Consider the following 24,690-nt stretch of genomic DNA (forward strand, 5'->3'; position numbering starts at 1 on the left):
CCGTCGCGAACCGGGCACGGGCATGCGGCCGGTCCCCGGCTCCGGCGCTGTGCCCGCTGGTGGATCGGAACGGTACGGCTCACTTGACCGGTAAAACAAGATGCGAGTGCGAGATTGCTACACGCCGTTCCGGTGCCAAGCGCTATGATCAGGCATAAGCTGATGTACGCGAGTTGACTGACCGGGCTGTTCATGACCAATCGTCAGTTCACGACTGCCCTGCTGGCGTATCGGCGAGACGGTCATTGGATCGGTCAAGGGCGAGGGGGACCCATGGCGACGACGATGCAGGATGTGGCCGAGCGGGCCGGGGTCACCAAGCAGACCGTGTCCAACGTCATCACCGGCCGGGTGCCGGTGCGCCCGGCGACCGCCGCCCGGGTGCGCGCGGCGATCGACGAGCTCGCCTACACCCCGAACCTGGTGGCCAGGTCGCTGGCCACCGGGACCACCAAGACGGTGGGCCTGTTCGTCCCCACCGTCGCGAGCTCCTTCTACTCCGAGGTCGTCGAGGAGGTCGAGGACGTCCTGGAGCGCAACGGCTACCACCTGCTGCTGTGCACCACCCGTCTCGACGGCGAGCGCGCCCGGCGGCAGCTGGCCGGCCTGTCCAGCCGCTCGGTGGACGCGCTGCTCATCGCCGGTGACCGGGATCTGATCGACCATCTGCCGCTGCTGGCCGGTGCCCGCTTCCCGGTGGTGCTCTGCGCGTGGGAGACCGAGGCCCCGGACCGCTACCCGGTGGTCACCATCGACTACGAGCGGGCCGGGTTCCTGGCCGGGCGGCATCTGCGCGAACTCGGACACCGGCGGGTGGCGGTCCTGGCCAGTCCGGCCCACACCGTCCGGGTGCAGGGCTTCCGGCGTGCCTTCGCCGCCGACGGGCTGACGGTCGCCGACGACGCGGTCCACATCGCGCCCGAGCCGACCCCGGAGGGCGGCTTCGCCGCCGCGAGTGCCGCACTCGCCGCCGACCCCGGCCTGACGGCGGTCTTCGCCACCCACGACGTACTCGCCCTCGGCGCGCTGGAGGCGGCCAGGGTCCTCGGCCGCTCGGTGCCGGACGACCTGTCGGTGGTCGGGCACGACGACAACGCGGAAGTGCGGCTGTCACGCCCGGCACTGACCACCGTGTCGATCCCCAAGCGCGCCATGGCCCGGCAGGCGGTGGAGCAGCTGCTGCGCGCCGTCACCGCGTCGACGGCACCGGCCAACTCGCTGCAACTGCTGCGGCCCGAGCTGATCGTCCGCGACAGCACCGCCGCCGCGCCCCACCGCCCCGTCACCGCCGAGGCCTGAGCCCGCCAAGGGCCGGGGCTGCGGTCAGGGCATCGGCCGGGCGGCGGCGCGGCAGGGCACGGTTCGGCAGTGCGTCAGACCCGGCGGAGACGCCCAGGTCAGAAGGGTGACCCGTACCGCGACCTCGATGACGCCGGCCGCCAGCAGCACCAGCACCAGCCATGGGCCCAGCAGCGCGGCCCCGGCCCCACCCGCCAGCAGGTAGCCGATCCACCGGCCCCGCGCGGAACGCGCCGCCCCGGCCCGCTTCCAGCTCGCCGGCACCAGGCCGGCCGCCGCCTGCACCGCCACCGCCGCCACCGCCGAACCGGCGCCGGCCGCGGCCCCGCGTACCCACAGCGGCGGCTGCCCCGACAGGAACAGCGCGGACAGTGCCAGGATCAGCAGCAGCCCCGGCACGATGAACGACAGACCGCCGACCAGTGCCCCCCGCAGGCCCCGCAGCCGCCACGCCGTGAGGATCGCCAGTTGGGTCGAGGCCGGCCCCGGCAGCAGGCTGGTCGCCGCGATCCCGTCCTCGAACTCCTCCGCGGCGATCCATCCGCGACGCTCGACGCAGAGCTGCCGCAGCAGAGCGATATGCGTGGGCGGGCCACCGAACCCGATGCAGCCGATCCGGCCCCACTGCCGGGCGATCGTCGCCAGCCGCACCCGGCCGACCGCGAGGTCACCCTCCCGGCCGTCTGCCCGGTCGTCATCGCCCCGGCCCTCGCCAGCCACCACGTACTCTCCTTGGCCACCTGTTCAGCGCCGAGAGCCTACCCGCCGGCCATGGCGTGGCGCGGCGGCACAGCCCACCGCAGACCCGACTGCGGACCCGCGCCTGCGAGCCCGGCTCCCCTCGCGCGCTCCGTCCCGGCAGCGGGCAGCATGGAAGGAGCACCGGGGGCTGCGCCGGTGCCCGCGGGCGGCGCAGTCCGGCCGCGGCGGTGCTCGCGGTCACGCCGGTGCCACGGCTACAGCGGTCAGGAGGCAGTGCGATGACTCAGGATGTGTCGATCGCCACGCACGGTGAGCTGCGGCTCTCCCCGCAGGAGCGCGCCGCTCTGGGCAGGGAGGCGAGAGCCAGGGCACCCCGGTCGAGCCACGCCGGGTTCGAGGCGCCGCCGTCCCGGCCGGACCCGGTGGACGTCATCGAGAAGCAGTCCGCGACGCGGGTCCAGGAGCTGGTGCCGATCCGCTACGGGCGGATGACGGAGTCGCCGTTCCGCTTCTACCGGGGTGCCGCCGCCATCATGGCCGGCGATCTGGCGGCCACCCCGGCCTCCGGCCTGCGCGCCCAACTGTGCGGGGACGCACACCTGCTGAACTTCCGGCTGCTGGCTTCCCCCGAGCGGAACCTGGTCTTCGACATCAACGACTTCGACGAGACGCTGCCCGGGCCGTGGGAGTGGGACGTCAAGCGGCTGGCCACCAGCCTGGTCATCGCGGGCCGGGAGAACGGCTACACGGACCGGGAGCGCGCCGACGTGGTCCGCTCCTGCGTGCGCTCCTACCGCGAGCAGATGCACCGCTTCGCCGCCATGCGCGACCTGGACGTGTGGTACGCCAGAGCCGACGCCGGGGTGCTGCAGCAGCTGGCCTCCGGCGGGCTGCAGAAGCGGGGTCGCAAGCTGCTGTCCGAGGCCCTGGAGAAGGCGCGCACCCGGGACAACCTCCAGGCCTTCGAGAAGCTCACCGAGGTGGTCGACGGTGAGCGTCGGATCGCCTCCACCCCGCCACTGGTGACGCCCATCGCCGAGCTGCTGCCGGACGAGCAGCGCGGATTGTTTGAGGGGCAGATCAACGACCTGATCCAACGCTACCGGCGCACCCTGCAGTCGGACCGGCAGCATCTGCTCGGCCGGTTCTCCGTGGCCGACATGGCGCGCAAGGTGGTGGGCGTCGGCAGCGTCGGCACCCGCTGCTGGATCATCCTGCTGCTCGGCCGGGACGGCGAGGATCCGTTGTTCCTCCAGGCCAAGGAGGCCGACGAGTCGGTGCTCGCAGCCTTCGCGGGCGGGAGCGAGTACGCCACGCAGGGGGAGCGGGTGGTCTCCGGCCAGCGGCTGATGCAGGCCGCCAGCGACATCTTCCTCGGCTGGGAGCGGGTACACGGGATCGACGGTCGCGAGCGGGACTTCTACGTGCGCCAGCTGCGGGACTGGAAGGGCATCGCGGAGCCAGCGCTGATGGTGCCTCAGGGCATGGGCCTGTTCGGCGAGCTCTGCGGGGCCACGCTCGCCCGCGCGCACGCCAGGTCCGGCGACCGGATCGCGATCGCGGCCTACCTGGGCCGCGGCGAGGTGTTCGACCAGGCCCTGGTGAGGTTCGCGGAAAGCTACGCCGACCAGAACGAGCGCGACCACCAGGCCCTGGTCGACGCGGTCCACTCCGGCCGGGTCACCGCCGAAGCCGCCTGAACGCGCCCCGCCCTGGGCCCGCAGCGACCTCGACGCGCAGTGGCTCCGTCCCGCGGCGGCCTGGACCTGCGGTGGCCTCGGCGCGCAGTGGCCTCGTCCCGCCGTGGCACTGCCCAGCCGCGGCGCCGCGCCGCCGTGGCTCCGTCCCGCGGCGGCCCGGACCTGCGACGGCCTCGGCGCGTAGTGCCCCGGACCCCGGTGGCCGAGGCCGGTGACACGTGGGCGTCCGGCGATGGTCGGGTGCCCCTCATCCGGCATTCACCCGATCGACCCACACTGTGGGCAGCATCCTTCGTGCACGTCCCTGCGCATCCGCTCCCACCTGCGAGGACACTCATGTGCACTGACGGATACTGTGAACACACCGTCGACCCGCTGCCGAGCCGGCAGCCCCCGGAGGCCGGAATGGCGCGCCGCCGACTGCTGCTGGCGAGTGCGGGAGGTGTGGCCGCGCTGACCCTCACCCCCATGTCCTTCGCCCAGGCCGCCGAACCGGCGTCCGCTCCCGCCGCTGCAACGACGCCGGTGTCCGGCAGCACCGCGACCCAGGCCATCACCGGCCACCTGGAGACCGGGGCGGCGGACTTCGTGTACCTGCCCGTGGAGATCCCCGCCGGAGTGCGGCAGATCTCCGTGCAGTACTCCTACGACAGGCCGACGGTGCCCTCCGGCGTGCCGGGCAACTCCTGCGACATCGGCGTCTTCGACCAGCGCGGCACCGCGCTCGGCGGCAAGGGCTTCCGTGGGTGGTCGGGCGGCTTCCGCACCTCGTTCGCGATCAGCAACAGCCAGGCCACCCCCGGCTACCTGCCCGGACCGGTCGACCCCGGCACCTGGCACATCGTGCTCGGCCCCTACCAGGTCGCCCCGCAGGGCCTGAACTACCAGGTCCAGGTCACCCTGACGTTCGGCGAGCCCGGCCCGGCGTTCGTGCCCGACTACCCGCCCACGCGTGCCAACGGCCGCGGCCGCGCCTGGTACCGGGGCGACTGCCATCTGCACACCGTCTACTCCGACGGCAAGCGGCTGCCGGTCGAGGTCGCCACCGGCGCCCGCGAGGCCGGCCTGGACTTCATGGTCTCCACCGACCACAACACCTCTGCCTCGCACGCCGTCTGGGGCCAGTACGCCGGCGAGGACCTGCTGATCATCACCGGCGAGGAGATCACCACCCGCAACGGGCACTGGCTGGCGCTCGGCCTGCCCGCGGGGGAGTGGATCGACTGGCGATACCGCTCCCGCGACGACGCGTACCCGCGCTTCGTCCGGCAGGTCCACGGCAGTGGCGGCCTGGTGGTGCCCGCGCACCTGTACTGCGCCTATGTCGCCTGCCAGTGGAAGTTCGGCTTCACCGACGCGGACGCCACCGAGGTGTGGACCGGCCCCTGGACCTACGACGACGAGTACGCGGTCGGCACCTGGGACCAGAAGCTCGGCGAGGCGGTGCGCACCGGCACCCGCTGGCTCCCGGCGATGGGCAACAGCGACGCCCACAGCGTCCCCAACGTCATCGGCCTGCCGCACAACGTGGTCCTCGCCGACGACCTGGCCACCCATGCCGTGATGGAGGGGATCCGGTCGGGCCGGAACTGGATCGCCGAGTCCTCCTCGGTCGAACTGACGTTCACCGCCACCGGCGACGGAGTACAGGCCGGCATCGGCCAGACGCTGACCGTGCCCGCCTACGCCCCCGTCGACGTCCGGCTGGACGCGGCCGGCGTGCCCAACGGCACCGTGCGGTTCATCACCGACGAGGGCCAGATGCACCAGGAGTCCCTGGACGCCTCCGGCGCCGGCACGGTGGTCTGGCGGACGACCGCCTCCCTCGCCGCGTACGTGCGTGCGGAGATCCGCCACCCGATGGCGGACGGCACCCCGGGCCAGGGCAACACCATGGGCGCGGCGCTGATGTTCGGCCCGATGGCCGCCCTGACCAACCCGGTCTTCCTCAGGCGCAGGGACGCCTGACCGGCGCCGTGCCCCGGCGGGTGAGGGCCGCCCGCCGACGGCTGCTCCCGGGGGCACCCGAGCGCCCGGTCATCGCTGAGTCGATCTTGGCGAGGGCGGCGCGTCCGTGCCACTCTGCGGAGGGGCTTCGCTGCAGCACTCTGCCCGTGGGCCTGGCTCGCCTTGACACCCCTGGTGGGGCGGCGTACAGAGAAGAGATGCGCCAGGGTGTGCCGGCGGACCCGGGAGGGCCGCGTGTGACCGGCGGTACGACGGCGACGCGCACCGGGTCGGTCCCCGATGGTGTCCGCCGTCCTCAGCGTGTTCCCGACACCCCGCAGGCCCCCGCGGAGCCCGTCGGCGGCGGATATCGGGCGGCGTCGACCCAGCAGCGGGACGAGCTGCTCGCCACCGCCGTGCGCAAGGCGCTGAAGGGCACCGGCGCCTACAGCGGCATGGTGTACCTGCGCTCTCGCGACCGGCGCTCGCTCGTGCTCAGCACGGTCGCCGGGGTACCGGTGTCGGCGCTGGGCGCGTTCCGCCGCGTCTCGCTGGGCAGCCCGCTGCCCGCCCCGGTCGCCTATCGCACCGGGCGCAGCGTCTGCCTCTCGGGCGCGGACGAGACCATGCGGCGCTTCCCGCAGCTGCTGGTCGGCCTGCCGTACTCGTTCGCGTCCGCCTATGCGCCGGTCATGGCGGGGGGTGAGACCTTCGGGGTGCTCTGCGCGCTCTGGCCCACCTCGGCCGCCGGGGTGCCGGCGGGAGCCCGTCGCCATCTGCGGACGGCGGCCAACCGGCTGGGGGTCCTGCTCGCGGCGCTCGCGGCCGGGGGAGAGCCGGTGGAGAGCGGCAGCGACGCGGCGGTGATCGAACTGCCCACCGCGTCGGGTCCGGCGATCCGGCTGGGGCTGTTCGACTGGAACCTCGCCACCGGGTCGGTCTCGGCCGACGACGAGCTGTGTGCGATCTTCGGACTGGACGCCGAGCGGTTCGACGGCCGGGTGGAGACCCTGGCCGCCGCGGTCCACCCGGAGGACCGGCCCGGCCTCCGCACCGCCGCCCGCCGCGCGCTGACGGACGGTCATGTGCTCAACCTGCGGTTCCGGGTGGCGAGCGGAGCGAACCGGTCACGGTCGGTCGAGCTGTGGGGGCGGGCGGCCGGGGCCGTGGCCGGCACGGCGCCGTCCCGTCTGGTCGGCGCCGTCCTCGACACGGGGACGGGCGCGGCCGCCGCCGAGGCCGTCGAGCGGCTCCGGCAGGGCATCCTCTCGCTCGATCCGGACGGTCGGGTCACCTACGCGAACCTGGGCACGGAGCTGCTGCTGGGGGCGCACCGGGAGGAACTCCTGGGCCGGCAGCTGTGGGACGCCGTGCCCTGGCTCTCCGATCCCGCGTACGAGGACCGCCACCGGGCGGCGATGCTCTCCCGGCAGCCGACCGCGTTCCTCGCCTGCCGCCCGCCCGACCGCTGGCTGGCGTTCGCGCTGTACCCGGACGCGCACGGGGTGACCGGCACCGTGGTCCCGGCCTCCCGGCCCCCCGCGAGCGATCACCCGCCTCCGGCCGCGGCTGCGAGCCCGTCCCCGGCGGCGATGCCGTCCCCGACCCCGCCGGCGACGGAGGACCCGCCCGCGCCGGGGCTGCGGGACCCGACCGGCCCGGCCGCGGCCTTCGGGCCGGCCCCGACACCCGTGCGGCGCGCCAGCGTCGGGGCGATCTACCACCTGATGCAGCTGGCCAGCGCGCTGACCCAGGCCGTGACCGTCCGGGAGGTCTGTGTGGCCGTCGCGGAGCAGATCCTGCCGGCCTTCGGCGGCCAGGAGCTGGCGATCTACGTCGTCGCGGAGAACCGGCTGAACCTGGCCCATCAGGTGGGCTATCCCGACGAGTTCCTGGACCGGTTCGAGGGCACCCCGATGCGGGCCCGGCTGCCCGGGGTGGAGACGCTGATCACCGGCGCGCCGATCTTCTTCGCGTCCGTGGACGAGCTCGCCTCCGCCTACCCGGGGATCCCGCTGGACGAGATGGGCGCCTGGGCCTTCCTCCCACTGATCGCCTCCGGGCACCCGGTCGGCAGCTGCATCCTGGGTTTCGACGAGCCGCACCCGTTCACGTCCGAGGAGCGGGGCGTGCTGACCGCGCTGGGCGGCCTGATCGCCCAGGCGCTGGAGCGCGCCCGGCTCTACGACGCCGAGTTCGCCCTCGCCCGCGGGCTCCAGCGGGCGTTGCTGCCGCACCGTCTGCCGCAGGTGCCCGGGATCACCCTCGCGACCCGCTACCTGCCCGGAACCCAGGGCATGGAGATCGGCGGTGACTGGTACGACGCGATCGTCACCCCCGAGGGCCTCTGCCTGGTCATCGGCGACGTCGAGGGCCACAGCGTGGCCGCCGCCGGGATCATGGGCCAGCTCCGCAGCGCGGTGCGGGCGTTCATCACCAGCGGGAACGAGCCGGACCAGGTGCTGGCCCGCACCAACCGGCTGCTGGTGGACCTGGACCCCGGGCTGCTTGCCAGCTGCTGCCTGATCCGGCTGGACCCGTCCGCCGGGCGGGCGCGGATCGTGCGCGCCGGGCACCTGCCGCCGCTGCTGCGGTACGCCGACGGCCGTACCGATGTGCTGGAGGCTCCCGGCGGCCCGCTGCTCGGCGTCGATCCGCTGGCCGAGTACCCGATCAGCGAGCGGCCGCTGCCGCCGGGATCGGTGCTCGCCCTCTACACCGACGGGCTGGTCGAGGCGCCGGGGACGACCATCGACGAGGGCATCGACCGGTTGCGGGTCGGCCTGGCCCATGCCGAGGTGACCTCGCTGGAGGAGCTCGCCGACCGGCTGCTGGGCGACGCCAGCACGTCGGCACACCGCGCGGACGACGTGGCCCTGCTGCTCACCGAGATCGCGGCCGCGCCCTGATCCGCCCACTCGGGGCGGCGTACCGCGTGCCGCCTCATTCCGTACCGCGGGCCGTACCAGCGGGGGTGCCGCCGTCGCTACCGCGTACCGGCTCGTCGGAGGTCCTGCGGTCGGTCCGGCGGTGCTCGTCGAGGAGCTTCTGCTCGAACCAGACCACCTTGCCGGTGCTCAGCATGGTCGACCCCCAGTTCGTGGCGAGCCGGCTGACCAGGAAGAGGCCCCGGCCGCCCTCGTCGCCCGGCTGGGCCTGCCCCATCCGGGGCACCTTGGGCGAGTCGTCGCCCACCTCGCAGCGGAGCACGTCCGTGCGCAGCAGCCGCAGCGTGATCGGCCGGGAGGCGAAGTGGACGGCGTTGGTCACCAGTTCACTGACCATCAGCTCGGTGGATTCGAGCAGATGGTCCAGGCCCCAGCGGCGCAGCGTCCTGCGGACCAGCCGGCGGGCCTTGCCGGGGGTCTGCGGACGCGGGTCCAGGAACCAGTACGCGACGTTCTGCGGGGGGATGCCGTCGAACCGGGCGGCGAGCAGCGCGATGTCGTCGTCCCGGGTGCCCGGGCCCAGGACGTCGAGGACGTGGTCGCACAGCTCCTCCAACGGCGGGGAGCCGGGCACGTCGGCGGCGGTGTGCAGGCGGGCGCGCAGCAGCTCCACTCCGGTCCAGACGTCCCGGACGCGGGATTCGACCAGCCCGTCGGTGTACAGCAGCAGGGTCGCCCCGGTGGGAGCGGGCAGTTCCACCGCCTCGAACGGGACGCCGCCGACGCCTATCGGCGCGCCCGGCGGGATCCACAGCACCTCCGCGCGCCCGTCCGGGTGCAGCAGCACGGGCGGCGGATGGCCGGCGTTGGCGACCAGGAGCCGGTGCGACACCGGGTCGTAGATCGCGTAGAGGCAGGTCGCCAGGTGTTCGCTGCTGAGGCGCTGGGCCTGCTCGTCCAGGTGGTGCAGGACCTCGTCCGGCGGCAGGTCGAGCCCGGCGAGGGTCTGCACGGTGGTGCGCAGCTGGCCCATCATCGCGGCCGAGGTGATCGAGTGCCCCATCACGTCCCCGACGACCAGCGCGATCCGGTTGCCGGGCAGCGGGATCGTGTCGTACCAGTCGCCGCCGACCCGGGCGGTCTCGGAGGCGGGCAGATAGCGGCTGGCGAGCCGCACGCCGGTCGGTTCGGGCAGCGAGGAGGGGAGCATGGCGCGTTGCAGCGCGTCCGCGACGGAGGCCTGGTGGCCGTAGAGCACCGCCTTGTCGATGCCCAGCGCGGTGTGGGTGGCGAGCTGGGAGGCGACGAGCAGGTCGTCACCGGCGAAGCCGGCCCGTTCGGGCCGGCGCAGCAGCACGACCGCGCCCATGACGCGGTGGCGGCCGTACAGCGGAGCGATGATCAGCCTGCGCCCGTCCGGCATGCTCCCGGGGGTGCCCGCCAGCGGGGCCAGCAGTTCGGTTGCCACGGACCACGACCACGGGTCGCTGCCGAACACCGGCTGCCCGGCGAGCAGGACCGACGCGAGCCGCATCGATGCGGTCAGGTGTTCGGTCGCGGGTCCGGGCCGGTGCTCGGGCCGGTGCTCCGGCTGGTGCTCGGGCCGGTGCAGGCGGAGCACGACGGGGGCGGTCGGCTTCTCGTCCCCGTACGGGAGCGGGTCGCAGAGGTACACCAGAATCGCGTCGGCGAAGGCCGGCACCGCCGCCAGGCGCAGTTCCCCGAGGGTCTCCTCCAGGTCCAGGCCGCCGGCGATCCGGCGGGTGGCCTCGTCGAGGTACCGCAGCCGGTCGGTCTGCGGCCCGGCGGCGAACGCCGGCGCGTCCCAGTCGTGGTCCGGCCGGGACGCGTCGGGAGTGCACGGGGGCTCCGCGAAGGCCGCGAGCCGCGTGCCGGGCTGCTCCAGTGAGATCCAATGCTCGGTCACGCGCGCCGTTCCATCAGGTGAGCGCCGCGGGTCGCGGCGAGCGGATGGGAGACTCTCAGCCGTTGTTGCGACGGCAGCGCAGGAAGATCTGCTCCTCCGGCGGTACGTCCGCGATGGCCGGGGCGTAGCTGTGCGAGGACTCCGCGACGATCTCGAAGCCCGCCTCCTCGACGACCTTGCGCAGGTCGTCCCGCAGGAACCCGGACACCCGCACGGTGTTTCCGAGGAACGGGATCGCGAAGTAGTCCACGTCGGCCTCGACCATGGACAGTACGAACAGGCCGCCGGGGGACAGCAGCTGGTGGACCGTCCGCAGGGCGACCGGGATCTCCGCGCGCGGCAGCATCAGCAGCGAGAAGAAGGCGACCACTGCGTCGAAGCGGCCCAGCTCCGGGCTGCCGCCCGGGCGCACGTCGGCGATGTCCAGCTGGTGGAACAGCGCGTCCGGGACGTTCTTGCGGGCGAGCGCGACCATCCCGCCGGACAGGTCGACGCCGACGACGTCGAGCCCCGCGTCCGCGAGCTGGCGGGCGGTCGGCACCCCGGTCCCGCAGCCGAGATCCAGCACCCGGGCCCCGCCAGGCAGCGACCCGATCAGCCACTCACCGGTGGCGAGCTGACCGTCCTTGTGCGGGAAGGCCTCGTCGTAGCGGTCCCCGATGGCGTCGAAGGCCTCGGCCTGGCCGGTACGGTCCGGCCGGCCGCTCTGCTGCCCGACACCGCTGCTCCCGCTGCCCATGGACACATCCCTTGACTGAGTCATGCCAGAATTCTCCCACACCCTATCCGTCCGGGATGAAGTCGGCAGGATGAACTCGCGGTCGGATGACATCAGTTGGCCGATCCGGAGTGGACTTTGTCAGGTCGTCGGGCCGAGCACCAGCGACGGTGTCCGGCGCAGTCCCGCCGGTGATCCGGCACGCGTCCCGGCACGGTCGGGAGCCGGAGCGGCGGCGCCCGCGCGGCCGATGGCGGCGATGATGTCGGCGGCCCAGTCCGCGGGGTGGTGCCGTCCGAGCAGGGCGGACAGGCGCGTCAGCCGGCTGCGCCGTTCCCCGGGAGGGAGCAGCAGGGCCCGGTGCAGGACGTTGCGGAGGTCGTCGGGGGCGTGCGGGTCGGTGAGCAGCGCCGCCTCGCCGAGTTCCTCCGCCGCGCCGGCATGGCGGGAGAGGACCAGGACCCCGGCGCCGCGGACGGCCGCCTGGGCGGCGACGAACTCCTTCGCGGTGAGGTTCATCCCGTCCTGAAGGGAGGTCACCCAGAACACGTCGGCGGCGAGGTACTGGTCGATCACCTCGGCGAAGGACAGGCTGACCGGCAGGTACTCGACGGGCTGCCAGGCGGCGGTGCCCCAGAGCCGGTTGACCTCGGTGATCCGGCGCTCCAGCCTGCGCCGGGTGGTCTCGTGGGCGGTGATGCCGGCTTCGGGCGGCGGGCAGACCAGCCGGAATCGCAGCCGCCCGCGTAACCAGGGGTGGAGGGCGAGCAGCGCGGCCACGGCCTCGACCTTCTCCACCGGAGCCTTGGCGTAGTCCAGGCGCTCGACGGAGAGCACCAGCATGCCGTTGCCCGGCCGGGTCCCGGCGCCGCGGCTGCGGGCCAGCGCGGCGATGGCGTCGCGGTCATCGCCCAGCGGGTGCACTCCCACCCGGGGCGGGCAGGCCGTGCCGGCGAGGGTTCGGCGGAAGTTGTCGGCGAACGCGCGGGTGTGGAATCCCGCCCAGTCCAGACAGGTCAGGGAGTGGCGGATCTCGGTCACGGTGGGCAGGGCGGCGAGGATCTCGGGTGCGGGGAAGGGGGTGTGGTGGAACAGGCCGATCCGCAGGTCCGGGCGGACCGGGCGGAGCAGGCCGGGGACGAGCCACAGGTTGTAGTCGTGCAGCCAGACGGTGGCGCGCGGTGCGGCGCAGGCGCTGATGTGGTCGGCGAAGCGTGCGTTGACCTGGCGGTACTGGTCCCAGGCCGCCGGGTCGAAGCCCATCCGCCGGGGCTGCGACAGCAGCACCGGCCACAGCGTGTCCTTGCAGGCGCGGTGGAAGTACCCGGACCACTGGGCGGGACTCAGCCGCACGAAGGACAGCGGCAGCCCGGTCTCGTGGCCCTGCCCGAGGGGCGCGGCATCCGAAGCGCCGTCGGGTCCGGCGCCGTCCGGTCCGGCGCCGTCCGGTCCGTCGATCGCGGCGGTGGCCCAGACGGCGTCCAGGCCGCCGGCGAGCAGGCTGCGCAGGGTGGGCAGGATGCCGTTGGGGCTGGCCGGCGGCTGCCATCCGGCGGGGGTCCGGCTCACCGGCGGGCGGTGGTAGCCGACCACGAGGGGATGGTCGCGCTCCACCCAGCCGAGCGCCTGCAGGGCCGACAGGACGCCTGCCGCTCCCGGCTGCTCGGGGCGGGTGACCAGGTCGTCCGCGGGTACGGCGGCGCGCAGGCCGGGCTCCGCGTTCGACGGGATCACGCCGTGCGCTCCGAGTCCGAACAACGACAGGTCGTTGAGGGAGTCGCCGGCCACCAGCACGCAGGACATCGGCCAGTCCTGCTGGGCGGCAAGGGCCGCCAGGGCGCTGCCCTTGCCCGCGTTCGGGGGCAGTACATCGAAGTAGCGGTCCGCCGAGTACAGCCAGGTGCAGCCCAGTTCCCGTACGGCGTCCGTGAGTTCCCGGGTCAGGTCCTCGGGGCGCAGGTGGAACGAGCAGCGGCCGTCCTGGGCGACGCCGTGCTGGTAGCGGAGCGCCGGGAAGCGGTCCAACGCGGCGCGTACCGCTCCCGAACCGGGCCAGTGGGCGCGGAGCCGCTCCTGGAACTCCTGAACCGGCGTCAGGTCCGCGCCGTCGACGACGCCGGTTCCCGCATCCGTGATGATCCACCGTGGCCGCGGAACCAGCGGGTCGTGGAGGACCTGGACCACCGACGGCAGTCCGCGCCCGGTCGCGAAGACCACCGTCACCTCCGGGTGGCGGCTGAGGGCCGCGTGCAGGCGGCGGCGATCGGTGCCGTCGCCGCCGAGAAGCGTGCCGTCCAGGTCGGTGACCAGGATCTTCATGCGCAACCGCCGATCGGCACGTGGAGCCGCGCCCCCGCCGATCGGCTGGGGCGTGGCTCGGGGCAGGATCAACGGCACGCTAACACGAACCGACAACCCGTTGAAGTGCACATGCCGAAATGGGCTTTCGGTTCGAGCGCGGCGTCGCCCGGCAACCACGGGGCTCGGGGGCTCACGCGGTTCAGGACCTCGCAGTCTCAGGACTTCGCAGTCTCAGGACGCGGGGCACGGGACAGCCAGCGCCGGAGGCCGGCCCGGTCCAGGGCGAGCCGGGAGCCGGGCCCGGTGACTGCCGCGGCGCCGCAGGCGACGGCCGCGGCCAGGCAGTCGGGAAGCGGTCTGCCCTCCAGGCGTGCGTGCAGGAATCCGGCGTTGAAGCAGTCGCCTGCGCCGGTGGTGTCCACCACGTCGACCGGGATGGCGGCGATGTCGTGGCGGTCCCCGGCGCTGACGGCGCTGGCGCCGTGACCGCCCCGTTTCACCACCACGGTGCGCACCAGCGGCGCGAGCCGGTAGAGCGCACCGTCGAGGGTGCTCGCACCGGTCAGCCGCAGGGCCTCGTCCGCGTTCGGGGCGAAGACGTCCACCTCGGCCAGCACGGCGCGCAGCGCGGGATCGTCGAGCGTGCCGGGCACGTCCTGACAGTCCATGAAGACCAGGGTGCCGAGCCGGCCGGCGATCCGCAGCGCGGCCAGCACGGTTTCCCCGTACTGGAGCTGGGGCAGTAGCAGGACCCGGGGGCGATGCTCCCGCACCAACGCGGCCAGCGGCTGCGGGTCGACCTGGTCCTGAAAGCTGGCCATGGCCCGGTCACCCGGATACGACAGTGAGGCCGTCACGCTGCGGACCGGGCCGCGATGGTGGCGAAAGCCCCGCTCGTCGAGGCCCTCCGCGCGGGCCGCGGCCAGGATCTGCCCGCTGAACAGGTCGTCGCCGAAGTCGGTGGCCCACACCACGGCATGGTCCAGGCGGTGCATGGCCATCGCCGGGGTGAAGGCCCCGCCGGGGAGCAGGTCCAGCGCCCCGGCGAACACCTCCGAGCCGGGCAGGACCGGCCGGGTCAGATCGCGGAAGATCAGGTCGGCGAAGTACGCCCCGACGACCAGCACCTCGCAGCCCCAGGGCTCCGGGCAGACCTCTTCCGGCTCGCTTCCGGCCCCGCGGCTGCTCTGCATGCCGTCCCCCTTCTGCCTCGGCGGTTGCCGAGGCAGAACCAGGCTCCCCCCGCTGTCGCAATCCCAAGCCTCGCGGGGGCGGCTCCCCGGGGCCGGCTTCGGCCGGCTCGCCGCGCGTTCCGTCCGAGCCGGCCATAGCCTCGACGGTGCGCCCGCGAACACGCGGGGACCGTTGGGAGGTGCCATGCCCGCAGCATCGGAGACGTTCACGCAGGACGGGCGGCCGAACCGCGCCGGGCCCGGGCTGCTGGGGCACTGGCGCACGACGCTGGACCACCGCACCACGCCGGTCCAGCGATCCCTGCTGGCCACCTGGCTGTCCTTCGGGGCGACGTTCGGAACCGTGCGTGTGATCACCCACGGCATCCGCGGCGGGTGGCTGCCCTGGGGCAACATCTCCGCCGGTGGCACCCATCTGCACCACTACAACATCGGGATCGCCACCCTGGCCGGGGTGGGTCTGGTGGCCGTGCGCGGAGACGCCGAGTACACCGGACACCCCGGCGTCGGAGCCGCCTACGGAGCCGGTGCGGCACTGATCGCGGACGAGTTCGCGCTGCTGCTCGACCTCAGGGACGTCTACTGGGCCAGAGAGGGCCGCCTCAGCGTGGACGTGTCCTTCGGGATCCTCTCCGCCCTCGGCCTCTATCTCACCGCTGCCCCGTTCTGGCACGAACTGGCGAAGGTGACGGCCCGCCACGCCCGCGAGCGCCTCCAGGCCTGAGGCTGCCCGGGACGGGCGGGGGAAGGCCGACGCCGCGGGTCAGTGCCAGCAGGCGGCGATGTGGAGGGCCTGCCCGGGGTTGAGCCGGGGGTCGCAGAGGGAGGTGTACTTCTCGCCGACCCGGTGCAGCCGGCTCGCGTCCGTCACGCACTCGGTGACCTGGTCGGGCGTGGTCTCCAGGTGCAGGCCGCCGGCGATCCCCCCGGCCGCGCCGACGGCGGTCAGGAATCCGCGCACCTCGCGGGCGACCGTCGTCACCAGCCGGGTCTTCAGGCCTTCGGCGCCGGTGGGCACGGTGATGGTGTTGGCGTGCATCGGGTCGCACAGCCAGATGACCGGGTGGCCCTCCCGGCGTACCGCGGCGACCAGGGGCGGCAGCCGGTCGGCGACGGTGCCGGCGCCCATCCGGGAGATCAGGGTGAGCCGCCCCGGGGTGCGCCGGGGGTCGAGGCGGTCGCAGAGCGCCAGCAGTTCGCCGGTGTCCATGCCGGGCCCGACCTTGCAGGCGACCGGGTTGGCGACGGCGGCGAGCAGGGTGACATGTGCGCCGTCGAGCTGCCGGGTGCGGTCGCCGATCCAGGGCCAGTGGGTGGAGCAGAGCAGCAGTTCCCCGGTGTCGCCGGTGCGGCGCAGCAGCGGCAGTTCGTAGTCGAGCACCAGCGCCTCGTGGCTGGTCCAGGTGCGTGCGCCGACCGGGCAGGCTCCCCGCACCGCGGCGTCGCGCCGCAGGAAGCCGGCGGTGGTGGCCGCGGCGCGGTAGCAGGAGAGCATGCGGGCCGGGTCGGCGCGGCGCAGCTTCGCGTCCGGCTCCGGACCGTTGATCAGATGTCCACGGTAGACCGGAAGTTCGACCCCGCCGACCCACTCGGTCGGGCGCGAGCGGGGCTTGGCGAACTGGCCGGCGATCCGGCCCACGCGGACCACGGGTCTGCCGGAGTTCACCGCCATCACCCCTGCCAGCGCCTCCAGTTGCGCCAGCTTGCGGCCGATGCCGACGGGGGTGCATGCGCCGGGGTCCTCGGCGCAGTCGCCGGCCTGGACCACCTGGTACCGGCCGGCCGCGACCCCGGCGAGGAGACGGCCCAGCCGGCGGACCTCGTCCGGACGCACCAGTCCCGGTGCCTCCGCCAGCCGCGCGGTGATCTCCGGCAGCGCGTCCGGGGCGTCCCAGGACGGCTGCTGCAGCGCCGGGAGGGTCGTCCACGCGCGGTACTCCCCGGGCGCGATCGGCGTGCTGTGCGATCTCGCACGCCCCGGTACCCTGTCCCCGGCGCAGCCGTGCGGGCAGGCCGCCCCGCCCTGCAACGAAACCGGCCAAGTCATGTCAACTCATCCTCTGCGAAGGTGTGGTGAGTGGAGGTCGGAGGGAGTCGCGGGTGAGTCCTGACAGCGCCCGGGTCTGGCTGATCCCGGCCCGGCTGCCGGAGCCGGTCGTCACCGCGGTGGCGCGCACGCTGGGCGAGGACGAGCGACGGCGCGCCGAGGCGATGGCGCGTCCCGACGAACGGAGGCGGTTCGTCCTCGCGCACGGCGCGACGCGGGTGCTCCTCGGCGACCGTCTCGGAGTGCCGCCGGAGCGGATCCGGTGGTCCCGGAGCCGCCACGGCAAGCCCGAACTGGCCTACCCGGGGGACGCGGCACAGGTCAGCCTCTCGCACTCGGACGAGCTGATCGCCGTCGCCGTGACCGTGCGCCGCCCGGTCGGGGTGGACGTCCAGCGAGTGCCGGTCGCGGCCCACGCGTCCCGTGTCTGCGCGCGGTTCTTCCCGCCCGGGGACGTCGCCTATGTCACGGCCGACGGCTCCGGGGCAGGGCTGGCCGAACGCTTCACCGAGTTGTGGACCCGCAAGGAGGCCTGTGTGAAGGCGGCCGGCGGGCGGATGGCCGACGGCCTGGGGATGCCTGTCCATGGCAGCGCACCGCTGGTGGTGGGGTATGGGGGTGCCGGGAACGAGGGGGCTCCGGCAGCGGAGCGCCGCTATCGGGTCACGGACCTTGCCGCGCCCCGGGGTTACCGTGCCGCGCTGGCACTGCGGGGCGAAGGCGGGTTCCAGGTGCGGTGGAGCTGGTGGTACGGCGGGGAGGGGTGAGTCAGGACAGCCGCGCCCTCCTGGTGCTCGGCGGGCCGAACAGCAGACTGACGTTGTGCCCGCCGAAGGCGAAGGAGTTGGAGAGCGCGGCGCGTACGGTCAACAGCCGTGCGGAGCCCCGTACATGGTCGAGGGCGCAGGCCGGGTCCGGCTGCTCCAGGTTGACCGTCGGCGGCACCGCCCCGCGCGCCACCGCCAGGACGCACGCCACGGCCTCGACCGCTCCGGCCGCGCCGAGCAGGTGCCCGGTCGCGCCCTTGGTGGAACTGACCGCGGGGCCCTGCTCGCCGAAGACCTGCCGCAGTGCGGCGGCCTCGGCCACATCGCCCAGCTTGGTGCTGGTCCCGTGCGCGTTGACGTAGTCCACGTCCGCCGGCGCGAGGCCGGCCGAGGCGAGTGCGGCGAGCATCGAGTCGGCCGCGCCCTCGCCGTCCGGGCGCGGCATGGTGGGGTGGTGGGCGTCGGTGGACGCGCCCCAGCCGAGCAGGTCGGCATGGCCCGGCGCGTTCCGGCCGTCGGCGTGCCCGCTGCGCTCCACCACCAGCACCGCGCTGCCGTCACCGAGCACGAAGCCGTTGCGCCCGGCGTCGAACGGCCGGCTGGCCTCCACCGGATCGTCCCAACCACGGGCCAGGGCACGCGCGTTGGTGAACGCCGCGGCGATCGTCGGATGCAGCGGGGCCTCGGCCGCGCCGCAGACCACCACGTCCGCGTCGCCCGCCCGGATCAGCCGCAGCGCCTCCGCGATGGAGTGCGCCCCGGCCGCACAGGCGGTGACGATGGAGGAACTGTAGCCGCGGATGCCGTGCTTGATGGCGATCCTGGCCGTCGCCATGTTGGAGAGCATCCCCGGGAGCAGATAGGGGCTGACGCCCGGCCGGCCGCGTTCCAGCCGGGCGTGGGCGTACTGCTCGTAGGTGTGCAGGCCGCCTCCGCCGGTGGACACGACCACCGCGACCCGGCGCGGGTCCACGTCCCGGCCCACCACCAGCCCGGCGTCCGCGAGTGCGTCGTCCGCCGCCGCCAGGCCCAGCAGCACGAAGCGGTCCACGGCGCGGACCTCGGTGGCCGGCAGCACCTCCAGGGGGTCGATCTCCGGGGAGATCCCGGCGACGTCCAGCCAGCCCGCCGCCGGATGGCCCTGCTCGGGCCTGCGCAGGCCCGAGCGGCCGGCCAGCAGCGCGTCATAGAACGCGCCGGGTTTGCGGCCCAGCGGGCTGACCAGGCCGATGCCGGTGACCACCGCGCCGTGGTGCGCACTCACTGGGGCTTGTCCCCGCTCGCGACCGCCAGCTTGGCGGCCAGCTCCGCGGCGAGCCCGCCGACGGTGAGCACGGCCAGCGCCTCGGTGTCCTCGTCGCTGTATCTCAGCCCGTAGGTGTCCTCGATCTGGACCGTCAGCTCCGCGAGGGCCAGGGACTCCAGGTCGAGTCCGGCGGGACCCAGGTCGGTGTCGGCGGTGAGGTCCTCGACGTCGTAGTTCATCTCCCGCAGCGCCTGGATGATGAACTCGGCTATCTCCCCGGTCATGACTGCTCCTTGAGGTCGTGGTGACGGTGCGGTGGTCAGGGGGTGCGGTGGGCAGGGATACGGTGCGCAGGGGGTGCGCTGGTCAAGGGTGCGGCGGTCAGGGCGCGGTGGCCTCCGCCGAGGAGTAGCGCGCCCGCAGTACCGCCTTGAGTACCTTGCCGGTGGCGCCCAGCGGGATCTCCTCCTCGGGCACGACCGCGACGCGGCGCACCGTCGCGGCCACCCGCTCGTCGCGCAGCGCGGCCCGTACCTCCTCGGTACGGTCGACCGCCGGGTCCGCGCCGGGCGCGAGCCTGAGCAGGACGTGGGTGCTGACCCCGGTACCGTGCCGCACCGCGACCACGGTGCAGTCCAGCACCTCCGGGCAGGCGGCCAGGACCCGGTCCTCGGACAGCGCGGTGTAGACGTGGGTGCCGTCACCGAGGTCGATCGCGTCCGCGGCCCGGTCGACATGGTGGTAGTAGCCGTCCTCGGTGCGGTAGACCAGCTCGCCGGGGAGGAACCAACCCCCCTGCCGGGTGCGGTAGGTGGCCGCCGAGTCGTTCCAGTACCCCGGGGTCACCGTGGGGGAGCGGACCGCGAGCTGCCCCACCCGTCCGGCGGGCAGCGGCTCGCCGGACGGGTCCAGTACCTCGGCCTGCGCGAACAGGTGCGGTCGGCCGATACAGCGGTCGAAGCGGTCGCTGTCGGCGCGGTGGGTGATGTGGAACTGCGAGTGGCCCAGCTCGGTGGAGCCCAGCCCGTCGACGAACATCGACCCGGCACGGTGCTCGATCCCCTTGCCGGTCGCCACATCATGGCTGCCGACCGCGACCAGCCGCCGGATGTGCGCCTCGTGGGCGCAGTCCCCGGTGTTCCACCAGACCCGCACCGATTCCAGGTCGTCCGCGTCGAGTTCGGCGTGGGCGAGCTGTGACCAGGTCACCGCGAAGCCGAGGACCATGCCCGGACGCCAGCGCCGGACCGCGTCCACGACGGTTCCGCCGTCCTGGGCGGAGAGCAGCAGGATCTCGCCGCGGTTGCCGAGGGCCAGGTTCAGCGCGGTCAGGGTGGCGTTGTGGGCGGCGGGGAGGGCGCAGAGGATCCGGTCGGCGCCCTGGGCGCGCGGAACCGACAGCCGGTGCCGGATCGCGGCGAAGAGCGTGGCGTGGGTGGAGGTGACCGCCTTGGGCTCGCCGGTGGTTCCCGAGGAGTGCGTGATCGCGATCGGGTCGTCGGGGTGGTGGCGGTAGGGTGCGGGCGCGTCCGAGGGACGGTGGCCGTCGATCCGGTCCGGGGCACCGAGCAGCGGCGCCCCCGGGTCGTGCTCGGCCAGCCGGGACCAGGAGGCGGCGTCGGCCAGTACTCCCACCGCCTTCAGCCCGCTGATGTAGCGGGCGGCCACGGCTCCGCGGAGGTTGCCGTTCACCAGCGCGGGGATGGCCCCCAGCCGGACCAGTGCCAGGAACGAGAGCATCTGGTCGGCGGCGGTGACCCCGTAGACCGCGACCGGGTCGCGCGGGCGCACGCCGAGGGCGTGCAGCCCGGCCGACCGGGTGGCCACCGCCCGGTCGAGCTCGCCCAGGGTGAGGGGCTTCCAGGCGGGATGGCCGTCGACGTCGGTGTCGAAGGTCAGCGTGGGCTCGTCCGGGTCGACGCCCAGCGAGACCAGGGTGGACAGGACGTTCCCCGCGCCCAGCGCCGGATCGGCGGCGAGTCGCCCCCGGATGCTTCGTGCCCGCATGTGCGTCCTTTCCTCGGTCCGGTCAGCTCACTCGTGGTCAGCTCACTCGTGGTCAGCTCACTCGTGGTTGGAGCACTCGTGGTTGGAGCACTGCGGGCCGGAGTCCTCGCCCGCGTCCCATGACCGTGCCAGTACCGCCGTGGCGTGGCTCCGCCCGCCGGGGCCGCGTGCCTGCTCGGCGAGGATGACCAGCACCTCGTCGGCCTCGCCGTCCTCGACCAGCAGCTGCGCCAGTTCCCTGCCGTCGTCCTGCGGGTCGCCGACCGGGCTGACGCAGAGCACCGGCCCGGCCAGTCCCCACCGCGAGGCCACATGGCCGACGACGGAGTTGGGCACCGACTGGAAGAACAGCAGCGGCGGTACGGACCGGCCGGCGTCCACGGCGGCGGCGGTCGCGTCCGCCGTGCCGACGTCGCCGCCCACGCTCACCAGGACCACCGCGATACGTTCCCCGCGCTCCGGAGCGACCGGCGGCGGGCCCACGGCCTGCCGGAGGCAGCGCTCGGCCGCCGCCGCCACCATCGGGCTGAACGTGGACTCCACGAAGCCGGGCAGTGGCGGGGGCTGGTCGCCGTCGCCGGGCTCCGGCCAGCGGGCCGAGCAGGTCCAGCGGAGCGCCGCGCCGTCACCCCTGGTCCCGTCACCGCCCGTCCCGTTGCCGACGTTCCCCTTGCCGACGGTTCCGTTGCGGTTCATGGCGCCCCGATCAGCAGGGCGGTGTTGGCACCGCCGAAGGCCGCGTTCAGACTGAGCGCGTACCGGGCCCGGGACTCGCGTGGTTCCCCCAGGACGAGATCGAGGCGGCACTCCGGGTCCGCGTCCAGGAAGCCCGCGTTCACCGGCAGCCGCCCGTGCCTCAGGGCCTGGAGCACCACTGCGAGTTCGAGCAGCCCGGACGCCTCCAGGGTGTGCCCGTGCACGGACTTGGTGGAGCTGACCGGTGTCCGGTCGACGGCGGGGCCGAGCGCCCGTCGCAGTCCGGCGGCCTCGGCCGAGTCATTGAACGGGGTACCGGTGCCATGGGCGTTGACGTAGTCGAGCTCCTCCGCGGACACCCCCGCGCGGTCCAGTGCGGCCCTGACCGCCCTGGCCACCCCGGCGCCCTCCGGATGCGGACGGCAGACATGGTGCGCGTCACCCGCCCTGCCCCAGCCCAGTACCCGGCCGAGCACCTCCGCGCCGCGTGCGCGCGCCGCGCCCGGCGACTCCAGCACCACCGCGGCCACGGCGTCGCCCAGCAGCAGTCCGGTACGGCCCCGGCTGAACGGCCGGATCCGCCCGTCCGTGGCCAGTGCGCGCCCGGCGTCGAACAGGCCGAAGTAGTCCTGGTCCACCAGGTATCCGGCGGCCACCACAACGCGGTCGGCCCGGCCCGTGGCGATCATCGCGGCCGCGTCGGCCACCGCCGTGCTCGCCGAGACGCAGGCGGTGGTGTAGGTGCGCACCGCCCCGCCGAGACCGCACCGGGCGGCCAGCCCCGCCGCCATGGCCGCCGCCGAGTGCGCATCGGGGCTGCCCGGGGCGTGCGTCGCGGCCGACAGCTTCGGCGCGTGGACGGCCACGGCTGCGACTGCGGCTTCGGTGACGGCTGCGGTAACGGATGCGGCTTCTTTGACGGCCTCGGACGCGCGGCGGGCGGCCCGGACCGCGTCGGGACCCGGATGCCAGGCCAGCAGCAGCGGGGAGTCCTTCCGCTGATCAACCGTCAGTCCTGCCTGTGTACAGGACTGGTGGAGCGCCTCGGCCAGCTCCTCCGGGAGCGGGGCGGCATCGTGCAGCGTCGCCGCCACCCGCACCCGGCGCGCCGCGGTGTCGAAGCGGGTCACCGGTCCGAAGGCGGGGGTACCGGCGCAGACGCTGTCGAAGAGCGCGTCGGGGCCGCGTCCGCAGGCCGACGCCACCGCCAGGCCGGTGACGACAGCGCTGGAGCCACGTCTGTGGCGGCCCGGGTCACTGGCCATCGGCCGCACCGCCGATCGACTCGGCGAGCACGGCGGTGGCGCCGGTCACCGTCTCCATCAGCTCCAACTGCGCGTCGGACAGGTCCAGGCAGATGCCGTAGTGCTGCTCCGCCGCGTGGATCAGCCAGGTCAGCTCCAGTGAACCGATCCGCTCGCCAACGGCGCCGGGAGCCCTGTTGTGAAAGGTGGCCAGCAGGGAGACGACGGTGTCCCGGTCCACGGGCCGGTCGGCGCTCACCGGTGCCGCGCCGGTGCGACGGCGGCACGCAGCACCGCCACGTCACGGACCCGCTTGCCGGTGGAGGTACGCGGAAGTCCGCTCACCCCGTGCAGCAGCCGCGGCCGTTTGAACGGAGCCAGCCGCTGGGCCAGCGCGGCTTCCACCTCGTCCAGCGTCGCCGTCCCGGCGAGCGCCAGGTACGCCTCGATGCCGTCGTCGTGGACCACTACCGCCTCCGTCACGCCGGGCAGGGCGGCCAGGAACTGCTCGACCTCGTTGAGGTCGACCGAGAGGCCGCCGACGGAGACCTGGGAGTCCAGCCGCCCGCGCAGGGTGACCACGCCCCGCTCGTCCAGCTCCGCCGCGTCGCGGGTGTGCAGCCAGCCGTCGTGCCAGCGCGAGGGGTCGGCGGCGCCCAGATACGGCGAGTGCTCCAGGGCGACCAGCAACTCCCCGTCCTGTGCGCGCACCCGGACACCGGGCGCCGGACGTCCGGCGGACGGGCGGTGGCGGGCCGCGACGTCCATGGCGATGACGCCGGTCTCGGTCATCCCGTAGCACTCGCCGACCGGGACGCGGAAGCGTTCGCCGAACGCGGCCGACACGTCCGGGCGGATCAGCTCGCCGCCGCTGACCGCGGCGACCAGGTGCGGCAGCGGCGGCGGGTCGGCCAGCGTTGCCAGCAGCTCGTAGTGGAAGGGGACACCGAACAGGGTGGTCGGTTCGCTCCCGGCGCCGAGCGCGGCGAGGATTCCGCCGCCGGTCATCCGGCCCGGCAGGACCAGCTGCACCCCGGCGTGCAGCCCGTGCAGCAGGCCGCCGACCAGGCCGAAGGTGTGGATCAGCGAGTTGAGCAGCACCAGGCGTTCGCCGCGCCGGGGCATGTCCTCGATCCTGGTGTAGCGCTCGGTCTCGGCGATCAGGTCCTCGGCGGTTCGCCCGATGACCTTGGACGGGCCGGTCGACCCCGAGCTGAACTGGACCAGGCAGTGCGCGCTCTCGGCCGGCGCGCCCGTACGGGGGACGATGCGCTCGGCCGGCTCGACGAAGCCGCGCAGTTGCGCGGAGACCGGCCCGTCCGGTTCCACCAGCAGCTGCGGGCGTAATCGGTCGAGGATCCGGTCCACCTCGGCCGTGGTCAGCCGGTGGTCGATCAGGATCGCCTGGGCGCCGCAGCGCCAGGAGGCGAGCAGGTTCGCCACGAAGGCGAGTGAGGGCGGGAGTCGCAGGGCCACGGTGCCGCCGGCCCGCAGACCGGCCGCGACCAGCAGGCTCTGGCGTTCGGCGACCGCGCCGCGCAGCGCGGCGCGGTCGATCGGGCGGTCGAGCCCCAGCAGGACCTCGTGGTCAGGGCCTGCCAGCAGGGTCTCGTCGATCCACTCACCGCTTGTGGCCGCATGGGTGCCGTTGCTCACCAGTGCTCCCCCCGGGGGTTCCAGTGCGCCGCCGACGTGCCGGCTTGGTGCCGTCGGCCGAGGTGTCGACCAGCGGTCAGCATAGCCAAGCGGAACCCCGTCGCACAGGGGTCCGAGGCACTTGCCAGGACCTGCGGAAACGGCATGCGGAAGCGGAACTCGGGCGCCCGGAAGAACAGTTGTGACGGGCTTGGGTCAACACCCCGAAAGTGTCGTAGCCTTTTGCCGCGGTCCGGCCGGACGGGGGGAGTCATGACACCCGGTACAACCGCTCCTTCAGCATGTCCGCGCCTCGTTCGGTGCCGCCGACATGCCCTGCACGAGACGAACCCGGTACCCCTGCGCCGCACAC

At 73.9% G+C, this 24,690-nt stretch carries 19 protein-coding genes; 6 read left to right on the forward strand and 13 right to left on the reverse strand.

The genetic code is table 11. The features are described 5' to 3' along the window. Positions 1 to 273 precede the first annotated feature (273 nt). Positions 274 to 1,299 (forward strand): LacI family DNA-binding transcriptional regulator, encoded by a 1,026-nt coding sequence (locus ABH925_RS23345; protein WP_370150770.1) that lies wholly within the window; start codon positions 274 to 276, stop codon positions 1,297 to 1,299. A 24-nt stretch (positions 1,300 to 1,323) separates the two neighbouring features. On the opposite strand, the gene ABH925_RS23350 is transcribed toward ABH925_RS23345, so the two are convergent. Continuing rightward, positions 1,324 to 2,022, reverse strand: a complete 699-nt coding sequence (locus ABH925_RS23350; RefSeq protein WP_370150771.1) for a chromate transporter — start codon at positions 2,020 to 2,022, stop codon at positions 1,324 to 1,326. Positions 2,023 to 2,279: 257 nt separating this feature from the next. Between ABH925_RS23350 and ABH925_RS23355 the strand changes: the two genes are divergently transcribed. The 3 genes from ABH925_RS23355 (at position 2,280) to ABH925_RS23365 (ending at position 8,557) form a co-directional block, all read left to right on the forward strand. Next, the gene (locus ABH925_RS23355; protein ID WP_370150772.1) at positions 2,280 to 3,701 is read left to right on the forward strand and encodes a DUF2252 domain-containing protein; all 1,422 of its coding nucleotides are present in this window, start codon (positions 2,280 to 2,282) and stop codon (positions 3,699 to 3,701) included. Between the two features lie 405 nt (positions 3,702 to 4,106). After that, positions 4,107 to 5,669 carry a CehA/McbA family metallohydrolase gene (locus ABH925_RS23360; protein ID WP_370150899.1) on the forward strand — a complete coding sequence of 521 codons (1,563 nt, stop codon included), beginning with the start codon at positions 4,107 to 4,109 and terminating at the stop codon, positions 5,667 to 5,669. A gap of 236 nt (positions 5,670 to 5,905) precedes the next feature. Further along, positions 5,906 to 8,557, forward strand: a complete 2,652-nt coding sequence (locus tag ABH925_RS23365; RefSeq protein ID WP_370150773.1) for a SpoIIE family protein phosphatase — start codon at positions 5,906 to 5,908, stop codon at positions 8,555 to 8,557. Between the two features lie 34 nt (positions 8,558 to 8,591). On the opposite strand, the gene ABH925_RS23370 is transcribed toward ABH925_RS23365, so the two are convergent. From ABH925_RS23370 to ABH925_RS23385, 4 genes are all read right to left on the reverse strand, one after another. Next, a complete protein-coding gene (locus ABH925_RS23370) occupies positions 8,592 to 10,463 on the reverse strand; it encodes a SpoIIE family protein phosphatase (protein WP_370150774.1) in 1,872 nt (623 codons plus the stop codon). Between the two features lie 55 nt (positions 10,464 to 10,518). Beyond that, a complete protein-coding gene (locus tag ABH925_RS23375; RefSeq protein ID WP_370150900.1) occupies positions 10,519 to 11,202 on the reverse strand; it encodes a class I SAM-dependent methyltransferase in 684 nt (227 codons plus the stop codon). 120 nt (positions 11,203 to 11,322) lie between these two features. Further along, positions 11,323 to 13,500 carry an HAD-IIB family hydrolase gene (locus ABH925_RS23380; protein WP_370150901.1) on the reverse strand — a complete coding sequence of 726 codons (2,178 nt, stop codon included), beginning with the start codon at positions 13,498 to 13,500 and terminating at the stop codon, positions 11,323 to 11,325. Between the two features lie 197 nt (positions 13,501 to 13,697). Beyond that, the gene (locus ABH925_RS23385) at positions 13,698 to 14,675 is read right to left on the reverse strand and encodes a carbohydrate kinase family protein (protein ID WP_370150775.1); all 978 of its coding nucleotides are present in this window, start codon (positions 14,673 to 14,675) and stop codon (positions 13,698 to 13,700) included. 184 nt (positions 14,676 to 14,859) lie between these two features. On the opposite strand from ABH925_RS23385, the gene ABH925_RS23390 reads away from it, so the two are divergent. Next, complete coding sequence (locus ABH925_RS23390) at positions 14,860 to 15,399, forward strand: hypothetical protein (RefSeq protein ID WP_370150776.1); 540 nt, start codon at positions 14,860 to 14,862, stop codon at positions 15,397 to 15,399. 39 nt (positions 15,400 to 15,438) lie between these two features. Here ABH925_RS23390 and ABH925_RS23395 read toward each other — a convergent pair whose 3' ends face one another. Beyond that, positions 15,439 to 16,722, reverse strand: a complete 1,284-nt coding sequence (locus ABH925_RS23395) for a 3-deoxy-7-phosphoheptulonate synthase (RefSeq protein WP_370150777.1) — start codon at positions 16,720 to 16,722, stop codon at positions 15,439 to 15,441. Between the two features lie 53 nt (positions 16,723 to 16,775). Between ABH925_RS23395 and ABH925_RS23400 the strand changes: the two genes are divergently transcribed. Then, positions 16,776 to 17,489 carry a 4'-phosphopantetheinyl transferase superfamily protein gene (locus tag ABH925_RS23400; protein WP_370150778.1) on the forward strand — a complete coding sequence of 238 codons (714 nt, stop codon included), beginning with the start codon at positions 16,776 to 16,778 and terminating at the stop codon, positions 17,487 to 17,489. 1 nt (position 17,490) lies between these two features. Here the strand turns inward: ABH925_RS23400 and ABH925_RS23405 are convergent, their stop codons facing one another. The 7 genes from ABH925_RS23405 to ABH925_RS23435 all read right to left on the reverse strand — a co-directional run bounded on the left by ABH925_RS23405 (position 17,491) and on the right by ABH925_RS23435 (position 24,338). Beyond that, positions 17,491 to 18,753, reverse strand: a complete 1,263-nt coding sequence (locus tag ABH925_RS23405) for a beta-ketoacyl synthase (protein WP_370150779.1) — start codon at positions 18,751 to 18,753, stop codon at positions 17,491 to 17,493. Beyond that, positions 18,750 to 19,019 carry a phosphopantetheine-binding protein gene (locus ABH925_RS23410; RefSeq protein ID WP_370150780.1) on the reverse strand — a complete coding sequence of 90 codons (270 nt, stop codon included), beginning with the start codon at positions 19,017 to 19,019 and terminating at the stop codon, positions 18,750 to 18,752. The genes ABH925_RS23405 and ABH925_RS23410 overlap by 4 nt, the downstream gene beginning before the upstream one ends. Positions 19,020 to 19,116: 97 nt before the next feature. Next, positions 19,117 to 20,742: a class I adenylate-forming enzyme family protein gene (locus ABH925_RS23415; protein WP_370150781.1), complete on the reverse strand. Its 1,626-nt coding sequence runs from the start codon at positions 20,740 to 20,742 to the stop codon at positions 19,117 to 19,119. Between the two features lie 57 nt (positions 20,743 to 20,799). After that, positions 20,800 to 21,438 carry a hypothetical protein gene (locus tag ABH925_RS23420; RefSeq protein WP_370150782.1) on the reverse strand — a complete coding sequence of 213 codons (639 nt, stop codon included), beginning with the start codon at positions 21,436 to 21,438 and terminating at the stop codon, positions 20,800 to 20,802. Next, positions 21,435 to 22,703, reverse strand: coding sequence for a beta-ketoacyl synthase (locus tag ABH925_RS23425; protein WP_370150783.1), 1,269 nt, complete (start codon positions 22,701 to 22,703; stop codon positions 21,435 to 21,437). Before ABH925_RS23425 ends, ABH925_RS23420 begins: the two co-directional genes overlap by 4 nt. After that, the gene (locus ABH925_RS23430) at positions 22,693 to 22,941 is read right to left on the reverse strand and encodes an acyl carrier protein (RefSeq protein ID WP_370150784.1); all 249 of its coding nucleotides are present in this window, start codon (positions 22,939 to 22,941) and stop codon (positions 22,693 to 22,695) included. The genes ABH925_RS23425 and ABH925_RS23430 overlap by 11 nt, the downstream gene beginning before the upstream one ends. Then, complete coding sequence (locus tag ABH925_RS23435; RefSeq protein ID WP_370150786.1) at positions 22,938 to 24,338, reverse strand: class I adenylate-forming enzyme family protein; 1,401 nt, start codon at positions 24,336 to 24,338, stop codon at positions 22,938 to 22,940. The genes ABH925_RS23430 and ABH925_RS23435 overlap by 4 nt, the downstream gene beginning before the upstream one ends. Positions 24,339 to 24,690 lie beyond the last annotated feature (352 nt).

Source organism: Streptacidiphilus sp. EB129, from assembly GCF_041262645.1.
Taxonomy (GTDB): Bacteria; Actinomycetota; Actinomycetes; order Streptomycetales; family Streptomycetaceae; genus Streptacidiphilus.

Coding starts and splice junctions, on each gene's coding strand:
- ABH925_RS23345 (WP_370150770.1), top strand. CDS start 274: ATGGCGACGACGATGCAGGATGTGGCCGAGCGGGCCGGGGTCACCAAG.
- ABH925_RS23355 (WP_370150772.1), top strand. CDS start 2,280: ATGACTCAGGATGTGTCGATCGCCACGCACGGTGAGCTGCGGCTCTCC.
- ABH925_RS23360 (WP_370150899.1), top strand. CDS start 4,107: ATGGCGCGCCGCCGACTGCTGCTGGCGAGTGCGGGAGGTGTGGCCGCG.
- ABH925_RS23375 (WP_370150900.1), bottom strand. CDS start 11,202: ATGGGCAGCGGGAGCAGCGGTGTCGGGCAGCAGAGCGGCCGGCCGGAC.
- ABH925_RS23380 (WP_370150901.1), bottom strand. CDS start 13,500: ATGAAGATCCTGGTCACCGACCTGGACGGCACGCTTCTCGGCGGCGAC.
- ABH925_RS23385 (WP_370150775.1), bottom strand. CDS start 14,675: ATGCAGAGCAGCCGCGGGGCCGGAAGCGAGCCGGAAGAGGTCTGCCCG.
- ABH925_RS23390 (WP_370150776.1), top strand. CDS start 14,860: ATGCCCGCAGCATCGGAGACGTTCACGCAGGACGGGCGGCCGAACCGC.
- ABH925_RS23395 (WP_370150777.1), bottom strand. CDS start 16,722: ATGACTTGGCCGGTTTCGTTGCAGGGCGGGGCGGCCTGCCCGCACGGC.
- ABH925_RS23410 (WP_370150780.1), bottom strand. CDS start 19,019: ATGACCGGGGAGATAGCCGAGTTCATCATCCAGGCGCTGCGGGAGATG.
- ABH925_RS23415 (WP_370150781.1), bottom strand. CDS start 20,742: ATGCGGGCACGAAGCATCCGGGGGCGACTCGCCGCCGATCCGGCGCTG.
- ABH925_RS23420 (WP_370150782.1), bottom strand. CDS start 21,438: ATGAACCGCAACGGAACCGTCGGCAAGGGGAACGTCGGCAACGGGACG.
- ABH925_RS23425 (WP_370150783.1), bottom strand. CDS start 22,703: ATGGCCAGTGACCCGGGCCGCCACAGACGTGGCTCCAGCGCTGTCGTC.